This is a genomic window from Candidatus Saganbacteria bacterium (assembly GCA_016223245.1).
Lineage (GTDB): Bacteria > Margulisbacteria > WOR-1 > XYC2-FULL-46-14 > XYC2-FULL-37-10 > JACRPL01.
Genome location: JACRPL010000007.1, coordinates 1 through 25258 on the forward strand (window position 1 = coordinate 1; position 25258 = coordinate 25258).

The following is a 25258-nucleotide window of genomic DNA, read 5'->3' on the forward strand; positions in this document are numbered from 1 at the left end:
AATATCCCATCAACATAAACTTTGAAGTCATTTCCTTTTGCGGCTACCTTATAAACATGAAAGTCTGATGAGGTATCCATTTGATATTCTAACTTGGAAAACCCCTCCCAGATTTTATCATTCCGGATCATGAGATAAAATGCCTTAACTCCGTCAAAAGTACCTAGCGTTCTGTGTGCCGTAGATAATGACTCGTCTATTGCCCCGCCTTTAACTCTTCCTTCGGTAACCCATCCATTAGCATGAGAAAAACTTGTTGGTCTTTCGAAATAACCATCGTCATCTTTCCCCATTGTTGAAACATGCAGAACGCTGTTCAAGAACTCTTTCACTGCCCAACCAGCAGGTGCAGTCATTGTCCATCCCGCCGCTTCAGGCATTAGTCCAGACGATGCCTCATATTTGTATGTCCAAGCGCTGCTATCTTCTGCAACAGAGAGCGTCCCATTTGTGGCCACAGTATCGGTCTTTACCCCCCCCGTAAAATCAGTATCTGTAAATGTCCCCGGTATGCACTTTTTCTCTGTCGAAAATCCAACAGGCTGTCCTGCCGACTCATTGGCGCACGAATCCTTCGCCCTTATCCTCGTATAATATGTTTTTCCATAATCAAGTATTCCCGAGCCAATTGTGAATTTGTTCGCGCCCGTAAGATTGCACTGCGTAAATACAGCAGGCGCCGAGAAATTTGCCGCTGTATTCACATCAAGACACACATCCGCAACTTTCCCACCAGGATCTTTATCGATAGGCTGTGTCCACTCAATTGTCGGCGTAAGCGGCACCCAGGTTTGGCCGTCTTTTATGGATGTTATAGCCACCGGCTCCGGCGGATTGTCGCATTCCGGTATGAGTTTTGTCGTAAACGAGTAGACAGGCGACGCTTTTGTTTGGTTGCAAAGGTCTGATGCTACAACCTGCCACCAATATGAAACAGGCGCCTTTCCTTTCTCGCTGTAGCTTAATGTTTGGGCTGGCACGCCGTAAACGTTTGCGGAAACATTCATCTGGTTTATGATGGGCTTTGCGCAGTCCTGCGTATTGCATACCAATACCTGGTATGCCGCCTTGTCCCCCGGATCTTTGCTCGCATCCGACGGGTTCCATTTTAATAAAACGTTTGCGGGATCAATGTTTTGCGCTTTATCGGCAGGGGACGCAAGCGTAAAATCAGTCGGAGGGTTATTGCAGTATGCAGAGGCTTTTGTCGTAAAGCAAGCGGGGGCACTTTTTGTTTTGTTAGGCACAGGCTTGCAAGCATCGGAATCTTCGATCTGCGCACAATACGCCGTATTGTAGCTTAAGCCATTCACAAATTGCTTGTCGGATGAAAGCCCGCACTTTGTAAACGGCACATTGCTTGGATTATTCTTTTCATAAACATTCAAACAGGTCGAGACCGTGTCTCCGACGGTTGCAAAATCCTGGTCCCCGCCAATGCTCCATGTCATGGTCTGGTCGGTCGGAAGCCCCACTGCATTGTTATTCGGGCTTAATATGATCGATTGGACAGGCGGATTGTCGCACGCGCTTATTGTGCTAAATTGCAAAGGATCGCTCTGCGCCATGTTAGGCTTTGGAAGGCACGAGTCGTATGCTTTAACAATAACCTCGCATTTCATCTCGGGTGCAAGGCTTGAAGGATCGATCGAATATTCCCCTGCTTTAACTCCGCATTGGTTATTGACTATTGCGGCGCCGTTGCATGAAACGCTCAAACACATGTTTACGGAATCGCCCTGATCGATGTCGCCATTGTTGGCAATTTGGAATTTGGCATTCTTTGGGTCAACACTTTTTAGCTGGGCCATCGTCATAGTCGGCTTGTTTGGCGGATTGTCGCAAACAGGGGCAAGCTTGGTCGTAAACGAATACACAGGCAAATTGCCAGCCTTATTATTGCATGAGTCATAAGGCTCGACCGTCCAATAATAAGGAGTACTGTACTGCGCGTTCGCAAGGTCAACGCTCTTTTCTGTTTGAGTAATCCCGTTGATATCAACGATCGGATTTGATAGATCATTTTTTCCTGAAACAACCAGGCGGTATTTAATATTATCCTGCGGGTCAACATCCGTTGCGCCGTCCCATGAGAATTTAACCGCGAACGGGACGCCCGTCTGGCCGTCGCTTGGCAGGATCAAGTTCCCGGCGTTAGGCGAATGGTCGCAAGGGCCGGCGGGCTTTAATGTCTTAAAAGACACGACTCCACTGCAGGCTTCATTGCCTTTAGGCGCAGAACACATGTCTTTCGCGCAAACTTTTGCATAATATTGAGTGTTAAAAAGCAAAAGAGTCGAAGCCGGCACTTGGTATTCCGAAGCATCTCCTATGCAAGCATTGATCTCGGTTGATTTAAAAGTTTGGTCCTGCGAAACGTATACGCAGTAATTTAATTTATCTCCATATTTTACAATATCAAGATCGGTTGACGCGTTCCATGATATTTTAGGCGTGCCGGAAACATTTGTTTGCCCGTTAGGGTATGTAATCGATGGGGCAGTGGGGCCATTGTCGCAATAGCCGCTTGTCGTAAAGCTTGTTATATTTGATTTTAGAAGATTCGGTTCAGGACAGGCGTCTTGCGCGGTTGCTTGGAAATAGTATGTTTTATCTTTCCCAAGGGCATTCGGGTCGGATTGGTATTGAGCCGCGTCCAAACCGCATTTGCCTATTATTGGGTTTGCAAAAGTCTCGTTATCGGCAACTGATACGCAGTATGTAACTTTGTCGCCATAAACACTGTCAGGATCGCCGTTGTTTTCCCATTTGAATTGAATAGGCTTTGTGGGATCGAGCTTCTGGGCTTTGTCCTGCGGCAATAGAACCGAAAATTTATTCGGTGGATTTTTACAGATATTCAAACCGGCGTCGTATTCATCTTTTCCGCTGTCAATTTCATCTTTAGGATAAGTTGCGTCGACCTCCCCGTCGCCATCGGTATCTACTTCAATATATGTTTCTGTTTCAGGCGCAATGTCTATTTCAGGAATAATATCAGGCTTAATATCAAAGGTTTCTATTGCATCCGGGGTGTCTATCGCATCCTGGGTATCTTTTCCCCCTATTTCATCTTCCTTAAATACATCAATTACGGTTTCTATTATATCGGTAAACGCATCGCCCCTTCTTCTAGTCCCGTCATCTGTCCTGGGGAAGCTGTCGCCTGTCCTTGGGGAGCTGTCTTCTTTTGTTTCAGCCAACGAAAATGCGTCTGCTGTATCTTTTGGAGGATTAGCCCCGTTAAAAATTTCATTGGCAATATACCCGCATGCGGTAAGGCCGGAGGCCGTAGCCGCGGCGCCTTTTATGAACCCGTCAAAAAACGCGAAAACGCTTGATTGTTCCGCGCGGCCGAAGTTTGTCTTGACGGAAACGGGTCTTTTGACCTGTTTTCCTGTTGTCCTGTTTTCCTGTTGGTCTGTTGACCTGTTATCCTGTTGACCTGTTTCCTCGGCTTCGCATACCATAGCCCTTGCGTCGTACCATCCGCCCCTAGGCGCTTTGCTTTTCTCTTGGTACTGCGCTTTCCAATAATTTATGTCCAGATAGCTTGTCCAGCTTACTTCAACCATATTTATTTATCGTAAGGTGATTTGGGAAATTTCAGTTTGGGGAGGGGGATTTTAGCAAGTTCTATGGACTGGGCTTCCGGCTATTGTTTTTATTGTTATTCTTCGTGTATAATAACGGCATGAATATTAAAAATGATCCGCTTCTTAATAAATTTGTCGCAGAGTTAAAAGGGCGCTTTAAAAACAGGCTGAAAAAAACACTGCTTTTCGGTTCGCGGGCAAGAGGCAGTCATACGGCTGAATCCGATTATGATTGTATTTTGCTTTTGGATGATGTGCGGGCGGAGGATAAGGCATTTGTGGATGAGCTTGAATCAAAAATACTCCTTGAGGATTTCGTTTTAGTATCCGCTTTCTTAATGACAGAATATAAATTTGAATCCAAGAAATATGAACCTTTCATAATGAACGCCAAAAAAGAAGGCATCTTATTATAAATGGATGAAAAATTAAAGCCACAAATTAACGCGATGATGCAAAAATCCGAGGAAGCGTTAAAAGACGCCTCTGTTTTATTTGATCTTGGCAGTTATGGGGCGGCTGCTTCGCGGGCTTATTATGCCGTTTTTCATATGCTTCAAGCTGTTTTGTTGGTCAAAAATCTTTCATTTTCAAAACATTCAGGCGTTATCGGAGGGTTCTCTAGACATTTTATAAAAGAGGGCCTCTTTCCGCGTGAATATGCTGGGAAAATTAAAAATCTTTGGAAAAACAGGGAAATTGGGGATTATGAATATGAAACAAAAATTAGCAGCAAAGATGCCCGAGAGTCAATCGAGGAGGCAAACTTGATCGTAAATAGCCTTAAGAAATATATAGAAAGTAAATTTTAGCGGTTAAATTCAGGTCTGGAGCCTCAGCTGCGATCCCGTTTAGTTATTTGATTATTAATTAACCCCCCTTTTTCTTCGTCTCATGATTACCTCTGGCATGGGAATTGCCTATGGGGAGGGGAATTTTTGGGACGCATGGGAAAGGGCTATCAAGGGATCAGGTTTCGGGCATGAAAACGTAGGACTATCTTGGGATTTATGGCAAAAGGCAATTGCTTTTCAAGGATAATATTGGTAATATTCTTTAAAAAGAGGGGAAAATGGGACAATATCAAAATAGGCTTTTTTTCCTGAAAGATCTAAAAACTGATCTGCAGGAACTATATCATCAAAGATTCAAGGGGATGTTTTTATTCGGCTCGTACGCGCATGGGAATGAAAAACCCGAATCCGACGTGGATATCGGCGTAATTATCGATGATTACAGCGATGTTTGCGGTGAAATCGATGCAATGGGGGGGATCGCGTCTTCGCTTTCTTTGGAAAATAACATTGTTATTTCACTCCATCCTTTCCGAGAAAAAGACTGGATAAATAAAAAAACACCGCTAATTTTAAACCTGAAAAAAGAAGGGATCGCAATTTAACATGTCCGAAGAAATAAAAGCATTGCTTGAAAAAGCTGGCGAAAGCATCAAAGCGGCAAAATTGCTTCTAAGCGAAGAACATTGTGGCTTCGCATCAGGCAGGGGATATTATGCGATGTTTTACGTGGCCGAGGCTTTACTTTTATCGAAAGAACTGGCATTCTCAAAGCATGCCGGCGTTATTTCCGCGTTTGGAAAACACTTTATTAAGACGAACATTTTAGATCATAAGTTCCACCGTTATTTGCTTGATGCTTATGAATACCGTGAGATCGGGGATTACGAACCCCTTGAAAAGATTTCAAGAGCTACGGCTGAAGCGGTTATTTCCCATGCTGAAGAGCTGCTGGCAGCGGCAAAGAGCTATCTTAAGTTATAATCCCACAGCTATCCCTTTTTATTATTTGATCATCAATTAGGGTCATACCCCCTCTATTTCTCTCCCTTATGAATTTGAGGCGGGGTAATATGAAATGGGATGTGGGTCAGGAAGCGAGATCGCAATTATTTCCTGACTTCCGCACTTTCCCCTTAAACAGCTAATTTCCCTAGTGAAATGTTGCGATTTGGGTGTTGTAAAGTTAAAATTGAGGTATGTTTGTCAGGAAATTACGCAATCGCAGCGGATCAACCAGCGTTCAAATCATCTCAAAAGATAGCGGTAAGTATTGCGTCGTTGAAACCCTTGGCACATCTAAAGATTCTGATGAAATAAAAAAGCTGGTTATTGAGGCAAAAGATCGAATAGATCATCCGGCTGGCCAGTCTTCACTGTTTTCGATTTTATCAGAAACCGATATCGCTATTAAAAACTTTGTAGAAAACATAACAAATCTGCAGATTCGCACCATCGGCCCAGAACTCATCTTTGGAGCCTTGTTTGACCGTATTGGATTCGGGATTATCAAAGATAAATTGTTCCGCCACATTGTCCTTGCCCGTTTAGCATATCCAACCAGCAAACTTAAAACTGCCGATTACTTGTACCGATACCGTGGAATAATGGTAGAAGTAGAAGCGATTTATCGTTTTCTGGATAAGTTATGTGATAAAAACAAAGAAACAGTTGAGCGCGTGGCCTTTGAATACACCAAGCGGACGTTAAAAAATATTTCCGTTGTGTTTTACGATATGACTACTCTGTATTTTGTCAAATTATGCTGGGGTTGCTGGTTGGACAGAATGGCTATCCCATTGGCTACAATACACACTTTACAGTGTCATTTAAAAATATTTGGGTGTTGCAACGCGGAAGTCAGGGGTAAAACCCTCTCGGCCATCGATCGATCGATTAGTTGACAGCCTGCTTATAATCTATATAATGTAAGCACCTTGAAAAAGATAGTATTTATCCTGTTCTTTTTTCTGCTGTGCGCTTTTTCGCCGGCGGCGGCGGCGTCATCAAGCGCTAGCGCTTCGAACAGTTCCGAAGGGTTTTCTTCCTTGTCGGGACTTTTGACGAGCTCATCGTATAGCGGGTTTTCATCAGCCGGAGAGGATGTGAATGAAACGCTTACAAGCGCTTCCTACCATTCTTGGAGCGGCCTTGCCGCAATTATTTATGCGCCCTCAATTTCCAGTTCCGATGCCGCGGCTCCCCGCATCTCCAATATCAAGTTCAACGGCTTTACCATTAAAAACAATGATGATGTTAGCGCGAGCCCCGCGATCACGGCTGCGATCACCGATGAATCGGGCATAGACACGACAAAGACATCGATCGAAGTTGATGGTGTATTGGCTTCGGTTGGCTCCCTAGCTTCGCCAAATTCATTCAGTTCGGCGACCGGAAAATTGGCTTACAGCCCGTCGTTTGCCGATGGCCAGCATACATTTAAGATCTACGCGTATGATCTTGCCGGAAATTCTTCGTCATCCGAAGCGCTAACTTTTATTGTATCCGGAGGCGACCTTAAGATCGAAGGGAGCGTGGTCAATTATCCAAACCCATTTTCTCCTCCCGCGCAGGCCACAACGATAACTTACATGCTGAACAAAGACGCAGACGTTATGATTTACATTTTTAATATTATAGGCCAGCTTGTCAAAAAAATTGAAAAATCCTCCGGGTCCGAAGGGGCAAGAGCGGGATATAACCAGGTTTCTTGGGATGGGATATCGGATTTCAACGAAGTGCTTCCAAACGATGTGTATTTATGCAGGGTCGTTTCCGGCGGCAAGGTAATAGGAAAATGCAAAATAGCAATCTTAAAATAATATCATTAATTTTATTTGTCATTTGCCATTTGACATTTGTCATTTCGCCGCAAGTATTTGCGGGGGCATTGGATATTTCAAGGATCGGTTTCGGCGGAAGAAGTTTGGGCTTGGGCCGCGCCCAGGTTGCGGGCCGCGATATCGGGGCGGCTTTTATAAATCCGGCGACTCTTGCCGACTTCAATAATTTCAGGATGACCAGCATGTTCGTTAATTTAGCGGAAGAGGCAAATTACAGCATGATCGGAGCGGCTTTGCCCCTAAAAGAAGGGGCGTTTGGCTGTCTTGGGGTCGGATATATCGGGGCTACGGTATCAGGGATCATCACTACGACCTCTGAAGTCAGGAGCGCAGCCACTGGGACAACCGATTATAAAAATGGCTTATTTATCCTGTCATACGCCAGGGATATGGGCCCTGCGGTAAAATTCGGCGCGGCCGCAAAATTATTTAGCCGCAGTTTTGATGCTGTCCAAAATGCCGCGGCAACAGGCGCCGATATGGATATCGGGTTTCTTTTCCTCCCCCAAAATAATTTAATTGCCGGATTAACGCTGCAGAATATCCTTTCGACCGGGCTTGCTTGGAAAAACGGCACAAATGAAGATATTCCATCGTCTATCAAAATGGGGATAAATTTTAAACCAAGAAATAATATGACCTTGCTTTTGGATGTCGATTCGGAACGCGGGATACACTCGGGGCTTGAATGGAATCCCCGGGGATATTTGCTTCTTCGCGGAGGGATAGAATCTGTGCCGACTGGAACAAACGCTTCGGCCGTTAATTATTCATTAGGCGTCGGGCTTCAAGTGCGAGGATTCAGTTTTGACTATGCTTACTACATAGATTCTATCGTATCGACAAATTCTTCGCATTATTTTTCTATCTCGTACGATATGCCCCAAAGAACAATAGAGAGCAGGCATATTATGCCGGCGGCAAAGCCTGCTATGCCAGAGACCAGGCCTAAGATCGCATCAAAAACTTATCCCAAAAGGAAGCTCAATTATTCAAAAAGTGTGTTATAATTCCCATCAATGAGATATTTCTTATGCCTCCTGTCTATTGTTCTTCTAGCAACACAAGCGTTATCTATGGGGAACAGCCCCGCGGCTCCGGCTAAAAGCAGTTTGAATATGCTTGAAAATTTCGAGGACGGGAATTATGCGAAAGATCCGGAATGGTGGAATTTTGGGAATATTGACCTATCGATTATCGATAGGCCGGCGCAAGGGAAGCATTCCCTGTCGGTAAAAGGCCGCGCATCGGATTGGTATGTTGGCGGCATAGGAGTATATCTGCTTGCTCCGGATGCCGATTTTTCAAATTATTCCGGCTTGGAGTTTGATGTATTCGGCAGCGGAGAGAAGAGCGGGACAATAAAGATAGAGCTGTATGATGACGATAACGGCAATAACCAGATCGAGGCGGATCCGGGATCGTATGCCCCGCGTTATGACGATAAGTTCATATCCGAATTAAAAGTGGATTGGAGCGGCCATAAGCATATTGTTATTCCATTTTCCGAGTTTATCGACAACAATCCTGAAGCCGGCGATAACATTTGGAATCCCGCCAAGACAAAAACTTCGGGAGGACTCCTGCAGATGCAATTCATTTTCCTTGCCGCAAGCAAAACAGGCAATATCGGCCTGGTCCTTGATAATATCGGATTTTATAAAGGCACAAAATGAAGTTTTTTTTTAATAACCTGCGGCTAAATTCACCCTTCGCAGTAGCACTGCTACGGAGAACGGGCGCCGCGGTTCCCATAATTTTATTTATTTTTGCAATACCCGTATTCGCTGACATTACCCCATGGGCCGATGTTTGGACCAATGGCGCTTATTATTCGACTAATGGAGAGAACAGCAATTTCCGTGCGGTGCAATTGCGCTCTGAAGGGCGGTTCGGTTTTAATTTTGGCGAGAGTTCGCCCACAAAACCATATATTGTTTATTATGGATCTTACGGCCAAGACCCGAATTATTGGAATAATAATTTAGCAGTTGGCGGCGGCGTAAGATCTATGCCTTTTGTTTCTTTTGAAACTACAAGCTGGGCCCTCGAGTGGATAAGGGATACCAAAATTTATGCCGAGATATTAACGCTAAACTTCTTAAAGGGCAAGGCAACAGCCGAAGCGAATGGCGTTAAAACCAATGATTACCGCATAGGCATCGACATCTGGCACGAATGGAACCTCCAAAATGCCAAGGCAAAAGCGCCATGGGCCGAAATGTGGACGAGAATAGATTATAGGAATACGAATTTCTACGACCCAATGTCCGGATTAGATAAATTCCAGAACTTCCTTGGCTATTTCCAATTAAAAATAGGAAGACATTTGCCAGGAGGGGTCAGGCCGTATCTTGCATCCTATCTTACGATCTCCGGATTAAAAAAAGTCTGGCTTAATAATTTGTATTATGGGGCAGGGATCAGGATGGAGCCTTTCCGCGACCAGGAGAATTCGCCGGAACTATTAAGGAAATTCAAGATGTATATTGAAGGGTTAAATATTTCATATCTTGCAGAGCTTGATCCGACAAGGCCTGTAACCGACATGAGGTTCGGCATCGAATTCACGTACGGGCGATAATATTATGTATTTAATTGCAGGCCTTGGGAATCCCGGGCCCAAATATATAAATACAAGGCATAATATCGGCTTTATCGCCTTGGAAGCTTTATCTAAAGATCTAGGGTATAAAGAATTAAAATTCAAGCACAAATGCGATTCCTTCATTTTGGAAGCAAATTATTCGGGAAAGAAACTGATCCTCGCTGAACCCCAGACTTTTATGAATAATTCAGGGATCGCCGTTTCAAAATTGTTGAACTTTTATAAGATCGAGAAAGCTCATTTAATTGTTATATATGATGATCTCGATCTAGAGGTCGGGACTTTAAGGATAAAAGAAAGCGGGAGTTCCGGCGGGCATAAGGGAGTCGATTCGATAATCCAAAATATTGGCACTTCGGAATTTTCGAGGATAAGGATCGGCATAGGCCGCGATTCTCATTTTGCCGATATGGCTGATTATGTTTTAAGCCGAATACCAAATGAACAAAGTGAGATACTGTCTAATGCGGCCATTACAGCTTCCGATGCGGTGCAAGAAATTATTTCAAACGGCATCGCGTCCGCAATGAATAAGTATAATAGATGATCGCCTCTTTATTAAACAGCCTTCTTCAAGATCAGAATTTCATTCGTTCAGTTTCCAGTAAAAAATTTCAAGGTCTGGTATCCGGCGCTAAAGCTGCGGTCCTTTCGGCCCTATCGATAAAACACAAAAAGATATTTATTGTCACGCAATCTACCGAAGAATCCAATTGGTTAAAACAAGAGATCGCATTGTTCAACGATAAGGTCGGGATCGATATACTTCCTGCGCCCGATGCAATGCCCGGCGAATCAAGCGTGTCGCCTGAAATCATAGGCCAAAGGCTTTCTATTCTAAATAAATTATCCAAGCCCGATCAAAACATAACGATCGCGCCTCTTCGCGCTATCTTATATAAAACAACGGAAAAGATAGACAGGAAACTATCATTACGAAAAAATAGCCGATTAAATTCTGAAAAATTTATCGCAGAACTTATTTTGTTTGGATATAAAAGGCTTCCGGTCGTGGGAGAGCGTGGGGAGTTTTCGGTCAAGGGCGGGATCATCGATGTTTTTCCGACAAATGCCGAAAGCCCGATAAGGATCGAGCTATTTGGAGATGATATCGAATCGCTAAGAAGTTTTGACCCGGTATCACAGCGATCAAAAGCGCCAATTGATGAAGCTTTAATCCTTCAGAACGACGAAAAAAGGGAAAAATGCTTGTTTCAAATATTGCCTAAGGATATTTTGGTTGTTTTAGACGAAGAACCAATGCTAAAAGCAGCCACTGAACGATTCGAAAAAGATTCAGATCTGTTTTCCGAGGCAAAGCATGATATCTGTTCGTTTTCAGAAATTAGAAGCCAGATCGATAGTTATGAGAAAATAAATTTTACATCCTTTTTAGAGCCTGGTTTCGAACCTGTCTTTTCAGCGCCTGGAACATTCGCCGATAAGCTCGATGATATTTTGAAACTCAAAAAGAAAGTCATCGTAGTTACACAGCATGCGGCAAGGCTTCCAGAGACCCCATCAATTATTGGCCAATTGCGTGGCGGATTCGAATTCAACGATCACATTGTATTGACAGACAGGGAGCTTTTTAATATCGAACCGAGGAAGCCTAAGATACATTCAAAAAAGAACGAAGGCGTCGGCGAAGATATCCGGTCGGAGTTTAAAAACGGCGATTATATTGTCCATGAAGATTATGGGGTTGGCATTTATCGCGGCCTCCAGAAGATCGAAGAAGGGGAATTTGCTTTAATTGAATTTGCCGAGGGAGACAAACTTTATGTCCCATCAAATCTTATGGGGCGGGTCGAAAAGTATGTTTCAGAAGACAACTATAAGCCAAAGCTTTCAAGGATGGGAGGCAATTCATGGAAGGTTCTCAAGGCGAAAGTCAAAAGATCCGTCAAAGATCTTACTCGCGAACTATTATCTCTCTATGCAGAGAGGAGAAAAGCACAAAAAAATCCATATCCTCGAGACGATATCTGGCAAAAGGAATTGGAGGATAGTTTTCCTTATGAGGAGACCGATGACCAATTAAGATCGATCGCCGATGTTAAGCGCGATCTCGAGTCGGAAGCGCCTATGGACCGCCTTCTTTGCGGGGATGTGGGTTACGGGAAAACAGAAGTGGCCCTTCGAGCCATAGTAAAAGTCGCATCCTCGGGCAAACAAGTTGCCGTATTGGTCCCGACTACAATATTAGCCGAACAACACTTTCATTTTTTCAAAGATAGGCTTGCATCATTCCCATTTCGCATAGCTTCCCTTTCACGGTTCAGGAGCAAGCAAGAGCAGAAAGAGATCGTCGAAAAACTTAAAGCCGGAGAAGTCGATATTGTAGTTGGGACGCATAGATTGCTGTCGAAAGATATTGTTTTTAAGGACTTGGGTCTGCTTGTGATCGATGAAGAACATAGATTCGGGGTTTCGGCTAAAGAGAAACTTAAAAAGATCAAGAAAAATATCGATGTCTTAAGTATGACGGCAACGCCTATCCCGAGAACTTTATATTTTTCACTATCTGGCGCGCGCGACCTTAGCCTAATTCAGACGCCGCCTGCCGATAGGTCGCCTGTCAGGACGTATGTTGTAAATTTCAATCATTCTTTGGTCAGGGAAGCCATCTTGCGCGAATTGGACAGGGGCGGACAAATATTCTTCGTCCATAATTATATTGAAACAATAGATAACCTCGCTTTAATATTGAAGCAATTGATCCCGGAGCTTCGAGTAGCGGTAGCGCATGGGCAAATGCTCGAAGCGAAGCTCGAAAAGACCATGGAGGAGTTCCTAAACAGGGAACATGATGTATTGCTTTGTACATCGATCATTGAATCTGGGTTAGATATTCCAAATGTTAATACAATTATTATTGATAGGGCAGATCGGCTGGGGCTGGCACAGCTTTATCAATTAAGAGGAAGAGTTGGAAGATCGCCGGTCAGGGCTTATGCTTATTTTCTATATCATCAGGAAGAAGCCTCAACTCAAACCGCTCTTGCGAGACTTAAGGCTATACAAGAATTCACGTCACTTGGTTCCGGATATAAACTTGCGTTGAGAGACCTAGAAATTAGGGGATCAGGCAATCTTTTGGGGGCGCAGCAGCATGGCCATATGCTTGCGGTAGGCTTTGATCTCTACTGCGAGCTTTTGGAAGAAGCGGTCAAAGAAGTAAAGGGCATTAAAGAGCCGACTCCAAGACAGGTAATTATAGATATTAGGGAAGACGCCTATATCCCGCAAGATTATGTTGAGGATGAACAGCAAAGAGTTGCGCTATACAGGAGATTAAATCTTTTGAGCGGCAATAAAGAGGTGGATGATCTCAAAGATGAAATGCGCGATAGGTTCGGCAAGATCCCGATACAATTAACAAAATTATTCAAAATATTATATTTAAAGGTCAGGGCGCAGCAAGCAGGTATTCGGTCAATAAAAGGCGATGGGATAGCGCAGGTTCAATTCTCCGACGGGCGCGTAAAAAAATTCAGGCTTTCTTCCCAAGACAAAATAAAAGAGATCGGGGAGGCTCTTAATATCTGAATTTATTTTTCATGCCTTGAACGATCTTTTGGCTTCGAATTATTGCGATGGGCTTCTTTTCCAGGTCTTTTATTACAACCGCTTGGTCTGTTATCTCGACTTTCCCGTGCTTCACATCGTCTATTGTTGTTTTTGAAAGATACAGGGTTGCCAAAAGATCTGCAATTTCAGGGTTTAACTCATCGCCAAAGAAAGTTTTTGGTTCGATCTCTATTTCCGTATGGGCTCCCTTGATCCGCCCGTGCCTGCGGTAATTTTTCCAAACTTTTTTTAATTCATCTTCCAACAATTCCAAATGGCTTTTCATTTTGCGTCCCCTTTCAAGAGCTCCCTTTCTTCAATAGCTGATTTAACCAAATTTGGGTCTATTCCGCAAGCGGATAAAAATTTTACAAAATCCAATATTTCGATCGATGCTAGGTCTTCTTTTGTTTCAGGCAATTTTGGGCTGCACCCGTTCGGATTGTGCCAAACATCGGGAGCCGTTAGCGAGTCTGTTTTGCTTCCCTTGTCGAAAATTATATCCATGCTTTTTGTGCGCTGTATTTTTAAGAACAAGCTGTACAATGACGATTCAAGGGCCGGGTCTTTCGCCATTCTTGCAAGTTTTTCCTTATCGATGTGGACTGTATTGTCTTCGCTTGGGGTCAGCCTTCCTTGCAATTTTATTTCCTTGAATAACCCATAAACCGCGGTTGCTATCTGCTGGGGCTTCAATCCCAAGCTTGCGAGGTACTGTGGCAGTTGTTCCGATGTAACAGATAATAACCTTTCGTCTGTCTTAGGCATTTTCCGCCTCCGGGCTTATTGTAAATCTTATGCCGCCAAGCCCTCGAGAAGGTTCGAGCATTTGCGTTACTATCGCCCCCAGCGCATTGTCGGGAATTTTGGGGGTCCCGGCAAAAGGCGTACTGTTGGCGCTCTCTCTCACTTGCCGAGTGATATCTGTCGGCTTAAAGCCGATATCGATTGGTTTTGTTTGGATGTTGCTCATGGCTTACCCGCTTATTTATCGAAATCCACGGCCTAAAACTTGCATAAAATATTTATTAAATTGCCTGTTTACATTATAATAATAAAGGGTATAATCAATATTATTAAACAGCAGCCAGGAGGCGTAAATATGGTAAAAAAGTTATTGGTTCTGATGGTACTGTTCGGTTTTGCGGTCATTCAATGGGGATGCGGACAAGTTGCCCCCCCGGCATCAACCGCGACGGCTGTTCCGACAACAGTAACATTTAGCGGGGCGGCATCCGCGTCATCGTCCGACCTTGCAAAACTTGGCGCGACGACTTTAGGGATCGAAACGCTAGCTGAAAAAAATGACAGGATATCAAAATTAAAAGCAAAAGGTTTTGACGAAGGCAGTATAAGAGCCCTTGATCTTAGGCTCCTTGCCGGAGCCGATGTTACAACTGCGTTATATAAGATCAATGCCGATGGTTCATATACAAAGGTCGCTGACGGTGCTATGACCGATGGGACATATACATGTACCAATTCTGCTTATAGCACATCCGAAACGTATGTCATCAGGACCACAAAAACCTCGACTACCGCGAGCAAGGAGCTTTCTGTTGATGCAATAGTTGATGAAAAAGCCACTACTTCAAGCGTTACCGGAATGACCTCAACCCCGCAAACAACGCTGTTGGTAAAAATCATTGTTGAACAAGTTATAAAAGCTACCGGATCGGCAAAGATCGAGCAGGAAATTATTCAATATATAAGCACACTCGTAAAAAATAAGATAAGCTACCTTGTTACAGCGGAGGGTTTGTCTCTTACAACGGTTAAATCAACGACCGACACCGAAAATGAACTGCTAAAAAGCGCCGCGATAACGGCTTTTACAGATTCAGTTATTGAAGCCGCTATCAAAGCGGTCAAGTTCAATGCCGGATTGTCCAAAGGCGCGAGCAGCCTTGCGGACGCGAAGAAGATCATGAAAGAAATATTCACTCTCATAACAGGCAGTCCTACAGGCATCCCTGAAACCATCCTTAATTCGTTCGCGCAATCTTTTTATGAAGGCAAAACAAAAACAGTGGATCAGATCGCGGCCGCATGCAATAAAGCTGTTTTTCAGACAGACGGCACGGCGGTTACAGGCCTTTACACCGGAGCTTCCGTTGCAACTATGATCCAAACCACGCTGGAAGCTGTCTATGCCGCGAAGCCGGCAGCCTCTGTCGCGGCAAGCGAAGGGCCAAAGTTTGAAGTTAAAAACCAAAGCCCGATCGTCCAAGCTGTTTTCCCGGCATCTTCATGGGCAGGCAAATCGATCAGCGGCAGTACCGCATTAAATGTCCCGCAAATTGTCGCAATGATAGAAGCCTTGGGTAATGTTGCATTTGCCGTGAACTACAAGTTCAATCATCCTGCAGCAGCCGTAGAGATGGGATTTATGTCGGGTGTTGCCGATGAATTCTCGATAATGCATTCGGAGCTTCGCATAGAAAGCTGGGAAAATTGGCAGGGCTTCCATCCGACAAGTGAATCGGACAGGCCAACAGTTTCTGCGATCCTCACATCTTTTATGGAAGTCGGGAATATTATTAATCCTAAAGCCGCTACGACAAATATTACGGCGAAACTTATTTATCAAAAATCGACAGGGGGGACTCGCACGATAAATTACACTGCCCAATCAATGTTTGGGCCCAAAGCAGTTTCCGCTTTCGCCAGGCTAACGGCCAAGGAAGCCAAAATATTGGCAGCCCCTATAGGCCCGCCTCCAGGATTCAAGGTCTTCCAGATCTCTCCATGGGGAGGGACCCCTGGAGCCACTCCTGAAACGTATACCGACTATTTATTGGGAGGATTAGCTACAATAGAAGTTTATAACGGTTCGACATTGATCATTAGCAAGACAAATATTTTGCCTGCTGTTGACCTGACCAATGCTGTAATTGATTTCAAAAATCCTTATCCGAACATTTTCCAATCGAGCAATCCGCTTATTTCAATATTTGAAATAGGTTCAAAACCTGTTTGCTCATTCTCGTTCGGCGTCGGGATTCCGACGATCGCGTTCGATGGCTTGACCGCGGCTTACGCTATTGAGATCCGCGAAGTCGATGCAACAACAGGTATGCCAAAATTTGAATCCCAAGCGGTTTTTTCCAGCTGGCATAAGCAGGAATTCCTTAAGGGGACGCAAGGAGAGACCACAAGCCTTAAGATCCCTGTTGCTCTTAGTACGGCAGGGACATATACTATAATGGGAGCCGTTGTGGGCATTAATTCCGATGGTTGGCCGGTCATATCGGGTCCCTGGAGAAGCACTCTTTTCAAAGTCGGATCTGCGGCAACTGTTGCATCAAAAGTTGTAACGATCGAAGGGACGGTTACGCCTCCAACTACTCCAACCGCAGGAACAACTGTTAAGGTCGGATTATTTAAGATGGAATGGGATATGAATTTTGTAAGCGGCACGATCACTCCGAAAACAGTTGTAACAACCAACGGCGCTTATAGCATGACCATTAGTTATTCTGACCTTGCGACTGCCGGCAACGGAGGGTACGATACGATTGCTTGGGAAGACAGCAATGGGAATGGCAAGATAGATGGTTCTTTAGGTGAAAGGCCATTCTTCCCGGCAAAACATCTTGGGTATTTCGGAGGCACGTTGAATGCCATGGATAATACATTTAAGCCTTTGGGGGCTGTGACATCAACGCAGAACAATACAGGCTACGATATTAATATGGGATTTGCGTTCTGGGGACCGAAGCCATAAAATAAGCAAGAGTTATTCAAAAAGAGCCCTCCGAAGCTTTAGCGTAGGAGGGCTTTTTTATGATATAATTGTAATGAAATGAAGGATTTCGATAGGCTTGTTAAGGTCGTCCAAACCCTTCGCAAAAAGTGCCCCTGGGACAAAAAGCAAACACATAAATCACTTAAGCCGTACATGGTCGAAGAGACCAATGAAGCGATAGAGGCGATTGATGAAGGGGACCCCCGAAAACTTTGCGAAGAGCTCGGCGACCAGCTTTTGCATATTGTTATGCATGCGGAGATGGCGCGGGAAGAAAAAGCTTTTTCCATGGAAGACATAATAAACGGGATCTGCGCAAAAATGATGCGCCGCCATCCGCATGTTTTTTCGAAAGACAAAAAGTATAAGAATATCAGCGTAAAGAAAGTGTTAAAACTTTGGGAGGAGATCAAAAAAAATGAAAGATAATTTGCGGGGATTTATGTTCTGGGGATTGATCGCCCTTATCGGGATATTGATGTTCGCCCCGCTCTTCCCCAATCCAAACGCAAGCAAAGAGATAGCATTCTCGGAATTTTTAAACCTTGTGGACAAGGGAAAGATAAAGACAGTAACTGTTGCGGGAGACCTAATCGGTGCGACATTAAGCGACAAGGCCCAGGTAAAAACACATGCGCTGAATTATCCAAACCTCGTGCAATTGCTTCGCGACAAAAATATTGAGATCAAAGTCGAAGCTCCGGTCGAGAACAGCTGGGTGTTCGGGCTTTTGGCCCAAATTATCCTGCCTCTTTTGGTTTTTGGGTTCCTATGGTGGCTGCTTATGCGGCAGGCGCAATCGGCAAACAGCCAGGCGTTCTCGTTCGGCAAATCCCCAGCGCGGATAAATGAAGGCAAGTCGACCGTAACCTTTGTTGATGTCGCGGGCGTTGACGAAGCAAAAGAAGAACTTGTTGAGATCGTTGATTTCCTGAAATTTCCCGAGAAATTCCAAAAACTCGGAGCAAAGATACCCAAAGGACTCCTTCTAATGGGCGCGCCCGGGACCGGCAAGACTCTTTTAGCCAGGGCGATCGCTGGAGAAGCAAGCGTTCCGTTCTTTTCTATATCCGGGTCCGATTTTGTCGAAATGTTCGTCGGTGTCGGCGCGTCTCGCGTAAGGGCTGTTTTCCAGCAGGCAAAGAAACAAACCCCATCTATAATATTTATGGATGAGATCGACGCAGTCGGACGCCACAGGGGGGCGGGAGTAGGCGGAGGCCATGACGAAAGAGAGCAAACGCTCAACCAGCTTTTGGTTGAAATGGACGGCTTTGATCCAAAAACGAATATAATTGTTATCGCGGCAACGAATAGGCCGGATATCTTAGATCCAGCGCTTTTGAGGCCGGGACGGTTCGACAGGCAAGTTGTTCTCGATAAACCGGACCTGAAAGGCCGTGAAGACATATTAAAGATCCACGCAAAAGGCAAACCGTTCGCATCGGATGTCGACCTGAAAGTTGTAGCGCGCAGGACCCCTGGCTTTACTGGCGCCGATCTTGAAAATGTACTAAACGAAGCTGCGATACTTGCCGCTCGCGCCGATAAAACCGAAATATTCATGAAAGAAGTTGAAGAGGCGGTCGACCGTGTTATGGCGGGGCCGGAAAAGAAAAGCAGGATAATTTCAGATAAAGAAAAATTGATCATTGCCAATCACGAAGTAGGCCATGCGCTATTATCGAAACTTCTTCCAAACGCTGATCCTGTACACAAAATATCGATCCTTCCTCGAGGTCTCGCTCTTGGATATACCCTGGCTTTGCCGCTCGAAGACAAGTATCTGATCTCCAAAAACCAAGTACTTGACCAAATAACAGTTATGCTTGGCGGCAGGGTTGCCGAAGAAATGGTCTTTAATGAATCGACTTCCGGCGCATCAAATGACCTCGAAAGAGCGACGGAACTTGCAAAAAAAATGATCTGCGAATTCGGCATGAGCAAATTGGGGCCAAGGACTTTTGGCGGAAAAGACAGGCAAATATTTTTGGGCCGCGACATAGCCGAAATGAAAGATTATGGCGATGCGACAGCCGATGAGATCGATCATGAAATCGAATCGATCATTGGCTCATGCTTTGATCGAGCCAAAGATGTTATGTCCCATAATAGGGCGCATTTGGACAATATCGCAAAAAAACTGCTTGAAAAGGAAACGCTCGAAGGCGAAGCGCTGGATGAAGCTTTGAAAGAATTAACTCTTCCCGCATAAACCGAGGAAAACATGATATTAGAATGTGTTCCGAATATTTCCGAGGGGATAGAATTAGATGTTGTTTCTCAAATTTCCTCGGCGATCAAGAATATTAAAGTCAGGAATATCCACTCTGATCCCGATCATAATAGGTCTGTCTTGACCTTCTTTGGGACACCAGAAGAGGCCGTAGAAGCCGCGTTCCAAATGACTTTGCGCTCAATGCAGCTTTTAGACATCAATTCACATCAAGGAGGCCACCCTTTTATTGGAGTCGTTGACGTTATTCCATTTATTCCCTTTAAGGACGCAACAATGGAAGACGCAAAAACTGCGGCGCATAAGCTTGGGGAAAAACTTTGGAAAGAGCTAAAACTCCCAATTTATTATTATGGCGAAGCCGCTAAGATAAAAGAAAGAAAAGACCTCCCATATGTTCGGAAAGGCGGGTATGCGGTTTTAAGAGAAGAAATTTCAAGGCCAGAGCGAAAGCCTGATGTCGGAGAAGGGCTTCATGTGACGGCTGGAGCAACGGCAATAGGGGCTAGAGAGTTTTTGATAGCATATAATATTAATTTAAATACAAACGACTTAAGCATTGCGCAATCAATTGCAAAAAATATCAGGGAATCCCATGGGGGACTCAAAGGCGTGCGCGCATTGGGTCTCCCATTGGATAGCCGGGGGATCACACAGGTTTCCATGAATATTGTCGATCACAAAGAAACTTCTCTTGAAGAAGTTTATGAAAGCGTTGACGGATGGGCTAGGGAGTATAAAGTGGAAATAATTGGATCAGAGCTTGTAGGCATGATGCCAAAGGGCGCTTATAGCCGCGGGATCGAAAAAAAGTTAAAGATTACAAACTTTATATTGGAATTATTGATTTGACAAAAGCGAAGGCGCCTGTTATTATCGTTTCACAATGTTATTAAATATAATAATAAAATGAAATATAATGACTTTCGTAAAAATATAAAAGGGCCGCTTTTTACAAGCCAAGATATAAGGCTTGGCGGCGGCAGAGTCTTTTTGTACCAGCTCTCGCTTTGGCAGAAACAGGGCCACATCATCAAGCTTAAGAACGGCATATATGCTTTCAGCGAAAAGGTAAATGACCTGGCGCCGGAGGAAGTAGGAGGCGCGCTTTACGGCCCGAGCTATGTCAGCCTGGAAAAAGCCCTCTCAATATATGGTCTTATACCGGAAATGGTTTACTCTGTAACGATGGTAACCGCCAAGACCACGCGCAATTACAAAACAAAAATGGGGAATTTTATTTTTCGGCATGTTAAGCCTTCACTCTTTTTTGGCTATAGGCAGCTGCAAGGAAGGTCGCGCGCCTATCTGCTAGCTGATCCTGAAAAAGCCCTTCTTGACACTTTATACCTTAATTGCTTGAAGGATATTTCCGATCTTAAGTCGTTAAGATTAAATTGGCCGGCCGCCAGAAAGGCCATAAACAAAAAGATATTCAAACAGTATTTGTCAAAATATAGTTCTCAAGCAATGGCAAGGATCGGCGCCTTGGTCTTGGAGAGGATATAATGCTCGATTTTAAGCAGATCAAAGAATACTTTGACCAGCCGTTAGCCCGGCATAGCCAGAAAGGGATGCTGGTCGAATATCTGCAGTATGAAATTCTCGATTCGCTCTATAAGCAAGCGGGATCCGAGAAATTGAGCTTTATCGGCGGTACTGCCATAAGGATCATCCATAACAGCCAGCGATTTTCCGAAGATCTCGACTTCGACAATTTTGGCCTTAATTATCCGGCTTTTAAAGGTCTCATGGGGAAGGCCATGGCGGAAATGAGGGCCAAAGGCTTTGAGTTGGAAACAAAATATCTGCAAAAAGGCGATAATTACCATCTATATGTGAAATTTTCGCGGCTGCTTTTTTCTTTCGGTCTCTCTGGCCATGGAGAAGAAAAGATATTTGTTGCGATCGATGCGCAAAAAAAGAAAAAAACCTTTAAGCCCGATATCATCCTGCTCAATAAGTTCGGAGTTTTCCGCAACATAGCCGTAAATCCTCCTTCGATCTTATTGGCCCAAAAATTATTGGCCGTTTTATACCGCCGGAGGGCAAAAGGGCGGGATTTTTACGATGTTTCGTTCTTATCGGGGAAAGTTAAACCGGATTTTGCCTATATTGAAGCCCTGACAGGGCTTGATAAGAAGCATTTTACCGAAAAGGCCGTCAAACATTGTAAGAAATTGAATTTTAAAGATCTTGCTAAAGACGTAGAACCATTCCTTTTTGACCCAAGCCAAAAAGAGAGGGTGCTTCTTTTTTACGAGAGTTTGCCTGCAATTCTTTGATTGATATTATGATAATATTATTACCATGACAGAACTTTCAAAAACATATGATCCCCAAAAAGTAGAGCAGAAATGGTATAAATTCTGGGAAGAAAATGGTTTATTTAAACCAAATACTAAGGCTGAAGTGCCATTTACGATCGTAATCCCACCTCCAAACGTCACAGGCTCTCTACATATGGGGCATGCTTTAGATAATTCTATCCAAGATGTCCTTATTCGCTATAAAAGGATGAAAGGTTTTAAAACACTGTGGATCCCGGGAACTGATCATGCCGGCATCGCAACTCAAAACGTTGTTGAACGAGAACTAAAGAAAGAAGGGAAGCGCAAAGAAGACTTAGGACGCGAAAAATTCCTAAAAAAAGTATGGGAGTGGAAAAAAGAATACGGGAGCCGCATAACTTCGCAATTGAGAAGGCTTGGCGCATCTTGCGACTGGTCCCACGAACGATTTACCATGGACGAAGGGCTATCTCGAGCGGTCAAAAAACAATTCGTCCAATTATATAGCGAAGGGTTGATATATAGAGGCAAGAGAATTATTAACTGGTGCCCTCGATGCAAAACCGCGCTTTCCGATATTGAAGTCGAATACGAGAATAAGAAAGGCTCCCTTTGGTTTATCAAATACGGACCAATAACCGTCGCAACAACCCGTCCCGAAACAATACTTGGTGATACGGCGATCGCTGTTAGCCCAAAAGATGATCGTTATAAGCATTTATGGGGCCAAACAGTTGAGCTTCCGCTTGTTGGCCGAAAGATACCAATAATCAAAGATGACCTAGTTGAGCTCGAATTTGGCACGGGGGCTGTAAAAGTAACTCCTGCCCACGACCCAAATGACTACGAAATGGGGGAGCGCCATAATCTTCCGAAAATAAATATTTTAACCCCTGATGGAAAGATTACGCTCAAGGAATTCACGGAAGAGAGGGAGAAGCAGGGATTAGCAGGGTTGGAGGGTTTGGATCGGTTTAAGGCTCGTGAAAAAATAGTCGAGATGCTTAAAGAAAATGGATATCTGGAAAAGATCGAAGATTATCAAAATTCGGTTGGGCAATGCTACAGATGCAAAACTGTAATTGAACCATATCTTTCGGATCAATGGTTTGTAAAAGTAAAACCTTTAGCCGAAGCGGCTATTGCCGTTGTTGAAGAGAGCAAAATAAAATTCGTTCCCGATCGATGGACAAAAGTTTATCTTCAATGGATGACAAACCTTCGCGATTGGTGCGTTTCACGCCAATTATGGTGGGGGCACCAGATACCGGCATGGTACTGCGGCGGAATGACAAATGACAAATTACAAATGACAAATGGATGTAGTGAAATTATAGTTTCGGAAACAAAGCCGGATAAATGCCCGAAATGTGGCGGAACGAATTTAGTACAAGATCAAGATGTCTTTGATACATGGTTTTCATCGGCTCTTTGGCCTTTTTCAACGCTCGGGTGGCCCGACGAGACCGAAGATCTAAAAACACACTATCCGACCTCTGTTCTAGTGACCGGATATGACATTATTACTTTCTGGGTATCGAGAATGATCATGCAGGGGGTTCACTTTATGGGGAAAGCGCCATTTCATACTGTATTTATCCACGGATTGATTCGAGATATAACAGGCAAGAAGATGAGCAAATCTTTGGGGAATGTCATTGATCCAATAGACATAATAGACCATGCTGGAGCCGATGCTTTGCGATTTGCTTTGATCTCTTTGGTTTCGGGCGGCGGGCAGGACATCAAGCTTGCCGAAGAAAAAATAACCGAAGCCAGGAATTTCTCGAATAAGATATGGAATGTGGCTCGCTTCGCGGCGCTTAACTCACCCCCTTTATCCCCCTCTCTTAATAAGAGAGGGGGAAACCCGACGCAGAAGGGAGGGGGTGAGTTAGCCGATCAATGGATCCTTTCTAGATATAACAGAACGATCAAACAGGTTTCCGAATATATTGACAATCTCCAAGTAGGTGACGCGGCAAAGCTTCTATACGAATTTATATGGTCAGAGTTCTGCGACTGGTACATTGAAATTTCAAAAATCAGATTATACGGGACCGACGAGAATGCAAAAGCAACGGTTCAATCCGTTCTCTCATACATATTAGAGGGCACTTTGAAGCTATTGCATCCATTTATGCCGTTTGAAACGGAAGAGCTTTATCAACAAATAACTTCCAGTAATAAACATCCAACATCCAACATCCAACATCCAACTTCAAATGAAATGCCGGATCCGAAAGATTCAATAATGGTCCAGAAATATCCGGAATCGAATGAGAAGCTTATTAACGGCGATATCGAGAAACAGATGGATCTTGTTTTCGAATTCATTAGGACTATACGAAACCTAAGATCAACTTTTAATATTGTTCCCGGTGTTAAGATCAAAGTATTTATTGAGAAGGAACTAGGCGCAACAACCCAGTCATATATTAAAACACTCGCAAAGATCGCTGAATTTGAGATTTCAAACGCTTATCCAAAACATTCTATTATCTCAAAAGTTGAGGATATTGAATTTGCGATACCGATCGAAGGGCTGGTCGATTTTGCGAAAGAATCCGAAAGGCTCAAAAAAGAATACAATAAACTTGCCGTCGAGATCGAAAAAGTGAAAACCAGATTAAATGACGAAAACTTCAAGAAGAACACGACAGAAGGGTCAATTGCGAAAGAAAATCAAAAGTTAAAAGAATATGGCGAGAGAATTGGGCATCTTGAGTCATATGTAAGCACCCTGCAATAATTAAGCTTCTTTTAGCTTCAATGCATCAGTGATCTTAAAAATTCTCTTAATGTCCAATGCTTTTCCCGATTTCTTATCTATTGTGATAACAACCGCATTAAATAGTCCTGGGCCATAGGTGGTTGGTTCAAATTTTTCGGGCATTTGGGTAATGAACCTCTTGATTATTTGTTCTTTGCTCATTCCAATGATCGAGTCTTGCGCCCCGACCATCCCAACATCGGATATAAATGCAGTGCCGCCTTGCAATATCCGCTCATCTGCTGTCATCACATGCGTGTGGGTACCTACAACCGCTGATACGCGGGAATCCAAGAAATATCCCATCGCGCATTTTTCCGATGTTGCCTCTGCATGGATATCAACCAAAATTATATCTGTTTGCTTCTTAACTTCTGGGAGGATCTTTTCGACCGCCTGGAAAGGGCAATCCATGCATTGCAGGAAAACCCTGCCTAATAGGTTTATAATCCCGACTTTAATGCCGTCCCATTCAAGGACCAGGTGGTCAAGTCCCGGCGTCCCTTGCGGGAAATTGGCCGGCCTTACCATGCGGTCAAAGGTTGCGATCTTTGTTATAACTTCTTTTTTCTCAAAAATATGGTTGCCCATTGTAATAATGTCGATGCCGCTGTCGAGAAGTTCATTATATATTTTTTCGGTGATGCTGTAGCCATGTGCGGAATTTTCTCCGTTTGCAACGGTCAAGTCTATCGAGTATTCGGATTTTACGTCTGGGAGAACCTTTTTCAGTACTGCTCTGCCGTATGATCCGATAATATCGCCAATAAATAAGATATTTATTAATTGTGTCATT

At 44.0% G+C, this 25258-nt stretch carries 23 protein-coding genes; 18 read left to right on the plus strand and 5 right to left on the minus strand.

Going from position 1 to position 25258, the window contains the following annotated elements:
• Positions 1 to 3575, minus strand: a 3575-nt coding sequence (locus HZC34_03000) for a hypothetical protein (protein MBI5700799.1), incomplete at its 3' end; no start/stop codon positions are given.
• Between the two features lie 119 nt (positions 3576 to 3694).
• Here HZC34_03000 and HZC34_03005 point away from each other — a divergent pair.
• The 11 genes from HZC34_03005 (at position 3695) to mfd (ending at position 13393) form a co-directional block, all read left to right on the plus strand.
• The gene (locus HZC34_03005; protein ID MBI5700800.1) at positions 3695 to 4012 is read left to right on the plus strand and encodes a nucleotidyltransferase domain-containing protein; all 318 of its coding nucleotides are present in this window, start codon (positions 3695 to 3697) and stop codon (positions 4010 to 4012) included.
• A complete protein-coding gene (locus tag HZC34_03010) occupies positions 4013 to 4408 on the plus strand; it encodes a HEPN domain-containing protein (GenBank protein ID MBI5700801.1) in 396 nt (131 codons plus the stop codon). It abuts the gene before it with no gap.
• 260 nt (positions 4409 to 4668) lie between these two features.
• Entirely contained in the window at positions 4669 to 4995 is a 327-nt protein-coding gene (locus tag HZC34_03015) for a nucleotidyltransferase domain-containing protein (protein ID MBI5700802.1), read from the plus strand.
• 1 nt (position 4996) lies between these two features.
• Positions 4997 to 5374, plus strand: coding sequence for a HEPN domain-containing protein (locus tag HZC34_03020; protein MBI5700803.1), 378 nt, complete (start codon positions 4997 to 4999; stop codon positions 5372 to 5374).
• A gap of 215 nt (positions 5375 to 5589) precedes the next feature.
• Entirely contained in the window at positions 5590 to 6294 is a 705-nt protein-coding gene (locus HZC34_03025; GenBank protein MBI5700804.1) for a hypothetical protein, read from the plus strand.
• A 33-nt stretch (positions 6295 to 6327) separates the two neighbouring features.
• Positions 6328 to 7212 (plus strand): hypothetical protein, encoded by an 885-nt coding sequence (locus HZC34_03030; protein MBI5700805.1) that lies wholly within the window; start codon positions 6328 to 6330, stop codon positions 7210 to 7212.
• A complete protein-coding gene (locus tag HZC34_03035) occupies positions 7188 to 8243 on the plus strand; it encodes a hypothetical protein (protein ID MBI5700806.1) in 1056 nt (351 codons plus the stop codon). The genes HZC34_03030 and HZC34_03035 overlap by 25 nt, the downstream gene beginning before the upstream one ends.
• A 9-nt stretch (positions 8244 to 8252) precedes the next feature.
• Positions 8253 to 8909: a hypothetical protein gene (locus tag HZC34_03040; GenBank protein MBI5700807.1), complete on the plus strand. Its 657-nt coding sequence runs from the start codon at positions 8253 to 8255 to the stop codon at positions 8907 to 8909.
• Complete coding sequence (locus HZC34_03045; protein MBI5700808.1) at positions 8906 to 9817, plus strand: hypothetical protein; 912 nt, start codon at positions 8906 to 8908, stop codon at positions 9815 to 9817. The genes HZC34_03040 and HZC34_03045 overlap by 4 nt, the downstream gene beginning before the upstream one ends.
• Positions 9818 to 9821: 4 nt before the next feature.
• Positions 9822 to 10388 carry an aminoacyl-tRNA hydrolase gene (locus HZC34_03050; protein ID MBI5700809.1) on the plus strand — a complete coding sequence of 189 codons (567 nt, stop codon included), beginning with the start codon at positions 9822 to 9824 and terminating at the stop codon, positions 10386 to 10388.
• Positions 10385 to 13393, plus strand: coding sequence for a transcription-repair coupling factor (gene mfd / locus HZC34_03055; protein MBI5700810.1), 3009 nt, complete (start codon positions 10385 to 10387; stop codon positions 13391 to 13393). The genes HZC34_03050 and mfd overlap by 4 nt, the downstream gene beginning before the upstream one ends.
• Here mfd and HZC34_03060 read toward each other — a convergent pair.
• Genes HZC34_03060 through HZC34_03070 form a run of 3 tightly spaced genes read right to left on the minus strand, consistent with a single transcriptional unit; the run spans position 13383 to position 14387 of the window.
• On the minus strand, positions 13383 to 13700 hold the full coding sequence (locus HZC34_03060) for a hypothetical protein (protein ID MBI5700811.1): 318 nt from the start codon (positions 13698 to 13700) through the stop codon (positions 13383 to 13385). The genes mfd and HZC34_03060 overlap by 11 nt on opposite strands.
• On the minus strand, positions 13697 to 14182 hold the full coding sequence (locus tag HZC34_03065) for a hypothetical protein (protein ID MBI5700812.1): 486 nt from the start codon (positions 14180 to 14182) through the stop codon (positions 13697 to 13699). The genes HZC34_03060 and HZC34_03065 overlap by 4 nt, the downstream gene beginning before the upstream one ends.
• Positions 14175 to 14387, minus strand: coding sequence for a hypothetical protein (locus HZC34_03070; protein ID MBI5700813.1), 213 nt, complete (start codon positions 14385 to 14387; stop codon positions 14175 to 14177). The genes HZC34_03065 and HZC34_03070 overlap by 8 nt, the downstream gene beginning before the upstream one ends.
• Positions 14388 to 14516: 129 nt before the next feature.
• Here HZC34_03070 and HZC34_03075 point away from each other — a divergent pair, with 129 nt between their 5' ends.
• The 7 genes from HZC34_03075 to HZC34_03105 all read left to right on the plus strand — a co-directional run bounded on the left by HZC34_03075 (position 14517) and on the right by HZC34_03105 (position 24441).
• Positions 14517 to 17141 carry a hypothetical protein gene (locus HZC34_03075; protein ID MBI5700814.1) on the plus strand — a complete coding sequence of 875 codons (2625 nt, stop codon included), beginning with the start codon at positions 14517 to 14519 and terminating at the stop codon, positions 17139 to 17141.
• Positions 17142 to 17219: 78 nt separating this feature from the next.
• Positions 17220 to 17591 carry a nucleotide pyrophosphohydrolase gene (locus HZC34_03080; GenBank protein MBI5700815.1) on the plus strand — a complete coding sequence of 124 codons (372 nt, stop codon included), beginning with the start codon at positions 17220 to 17222 and terminating at the stop codon, positions 17589 to 17591.
• Positions 17581 to 19377 (plus strand): ATP-dependent metallopeptidase FtsH/Yme1/Tma family protein, encoded by a 1797-nt coding sequence (locus HZC34_03085; protein ID MBI5700816.1) that lies wholly within the window; start codon positions 17581 to 17583, stop codon positions 19375 to 19377. Before HZC34_03080 ends, HZC34_03085 begins: the two co-directional genes overlap by 11 nt.
• A 12-nt stretch (positions 19378 to 19389) precedes the next feature.
• Complete coding sequence (gene ftcD, locus HZC34_03090) at positions 19390 to 20250, plus strand: glutamate formimidoyltransferase (GenBank protein MBI5700817.1); 861 nt, start codon at positions 19390 to 19392, stop codon at positions 20248 to 20250.
• 57 nt (positions 20251 to 20307) lie between these two features.
• Positions 20308 to 20907 carry a hypothetical protein gene (locus tag HZC34_03095; GenBank protein ID MBI5700818.1) on the plus strand — a complete coding sequence of 200 codons (600 nt, stop codon included), beginning with the start codon at positions 20308 to 20310 and terminating at the stop codon, positions 20905 to 20907.
• Positions 20907 to 21683: a nucleotidyl transferase AbiEii/AbiGii toxin family protein gene (locus HZC34_03100; protein ID MBI5700819.1), complete on the plus strand. Its 777-nt coding sequence runs from the start codon at positions 20907 to 20909 to the stop codon at positions 21681 to 21683. The genes HZC34_03095 and HZC34_03100 overlap by 1 nt, the downstream gene beginning before the upstream one ends.
• Positions 21684 to 21708: 25 nt before the next feature.
• Complete coding sequence (locus tag HZC34_03105; protein MBI5700820.1) at positions 21709 to 24441, plus strand: valine--tRNA ligase; 2733 nt, start codon at positions 21709 to 21711, stop codon at positions 24439 to 24441.
• Here HZC34_03105 and HZC34_03110 read toward each other — a convergent pair whose 3' ends face one another.
• Positions 24442 to 25245 carry a TIGR00282 family metallophosphoesterase gene (locus HZC34_03110; GenBank protein MBI5700821.1) on the minus strand — a complete coding sequence of 268 codons (804 nt, stop codon included), beginning with the start codon at positions 25243 to 25245 and terminating at the stop codon, positions 24442 to 24444.
• Positions 25246 to 25258: the final 13 nt, after the last annotated feature.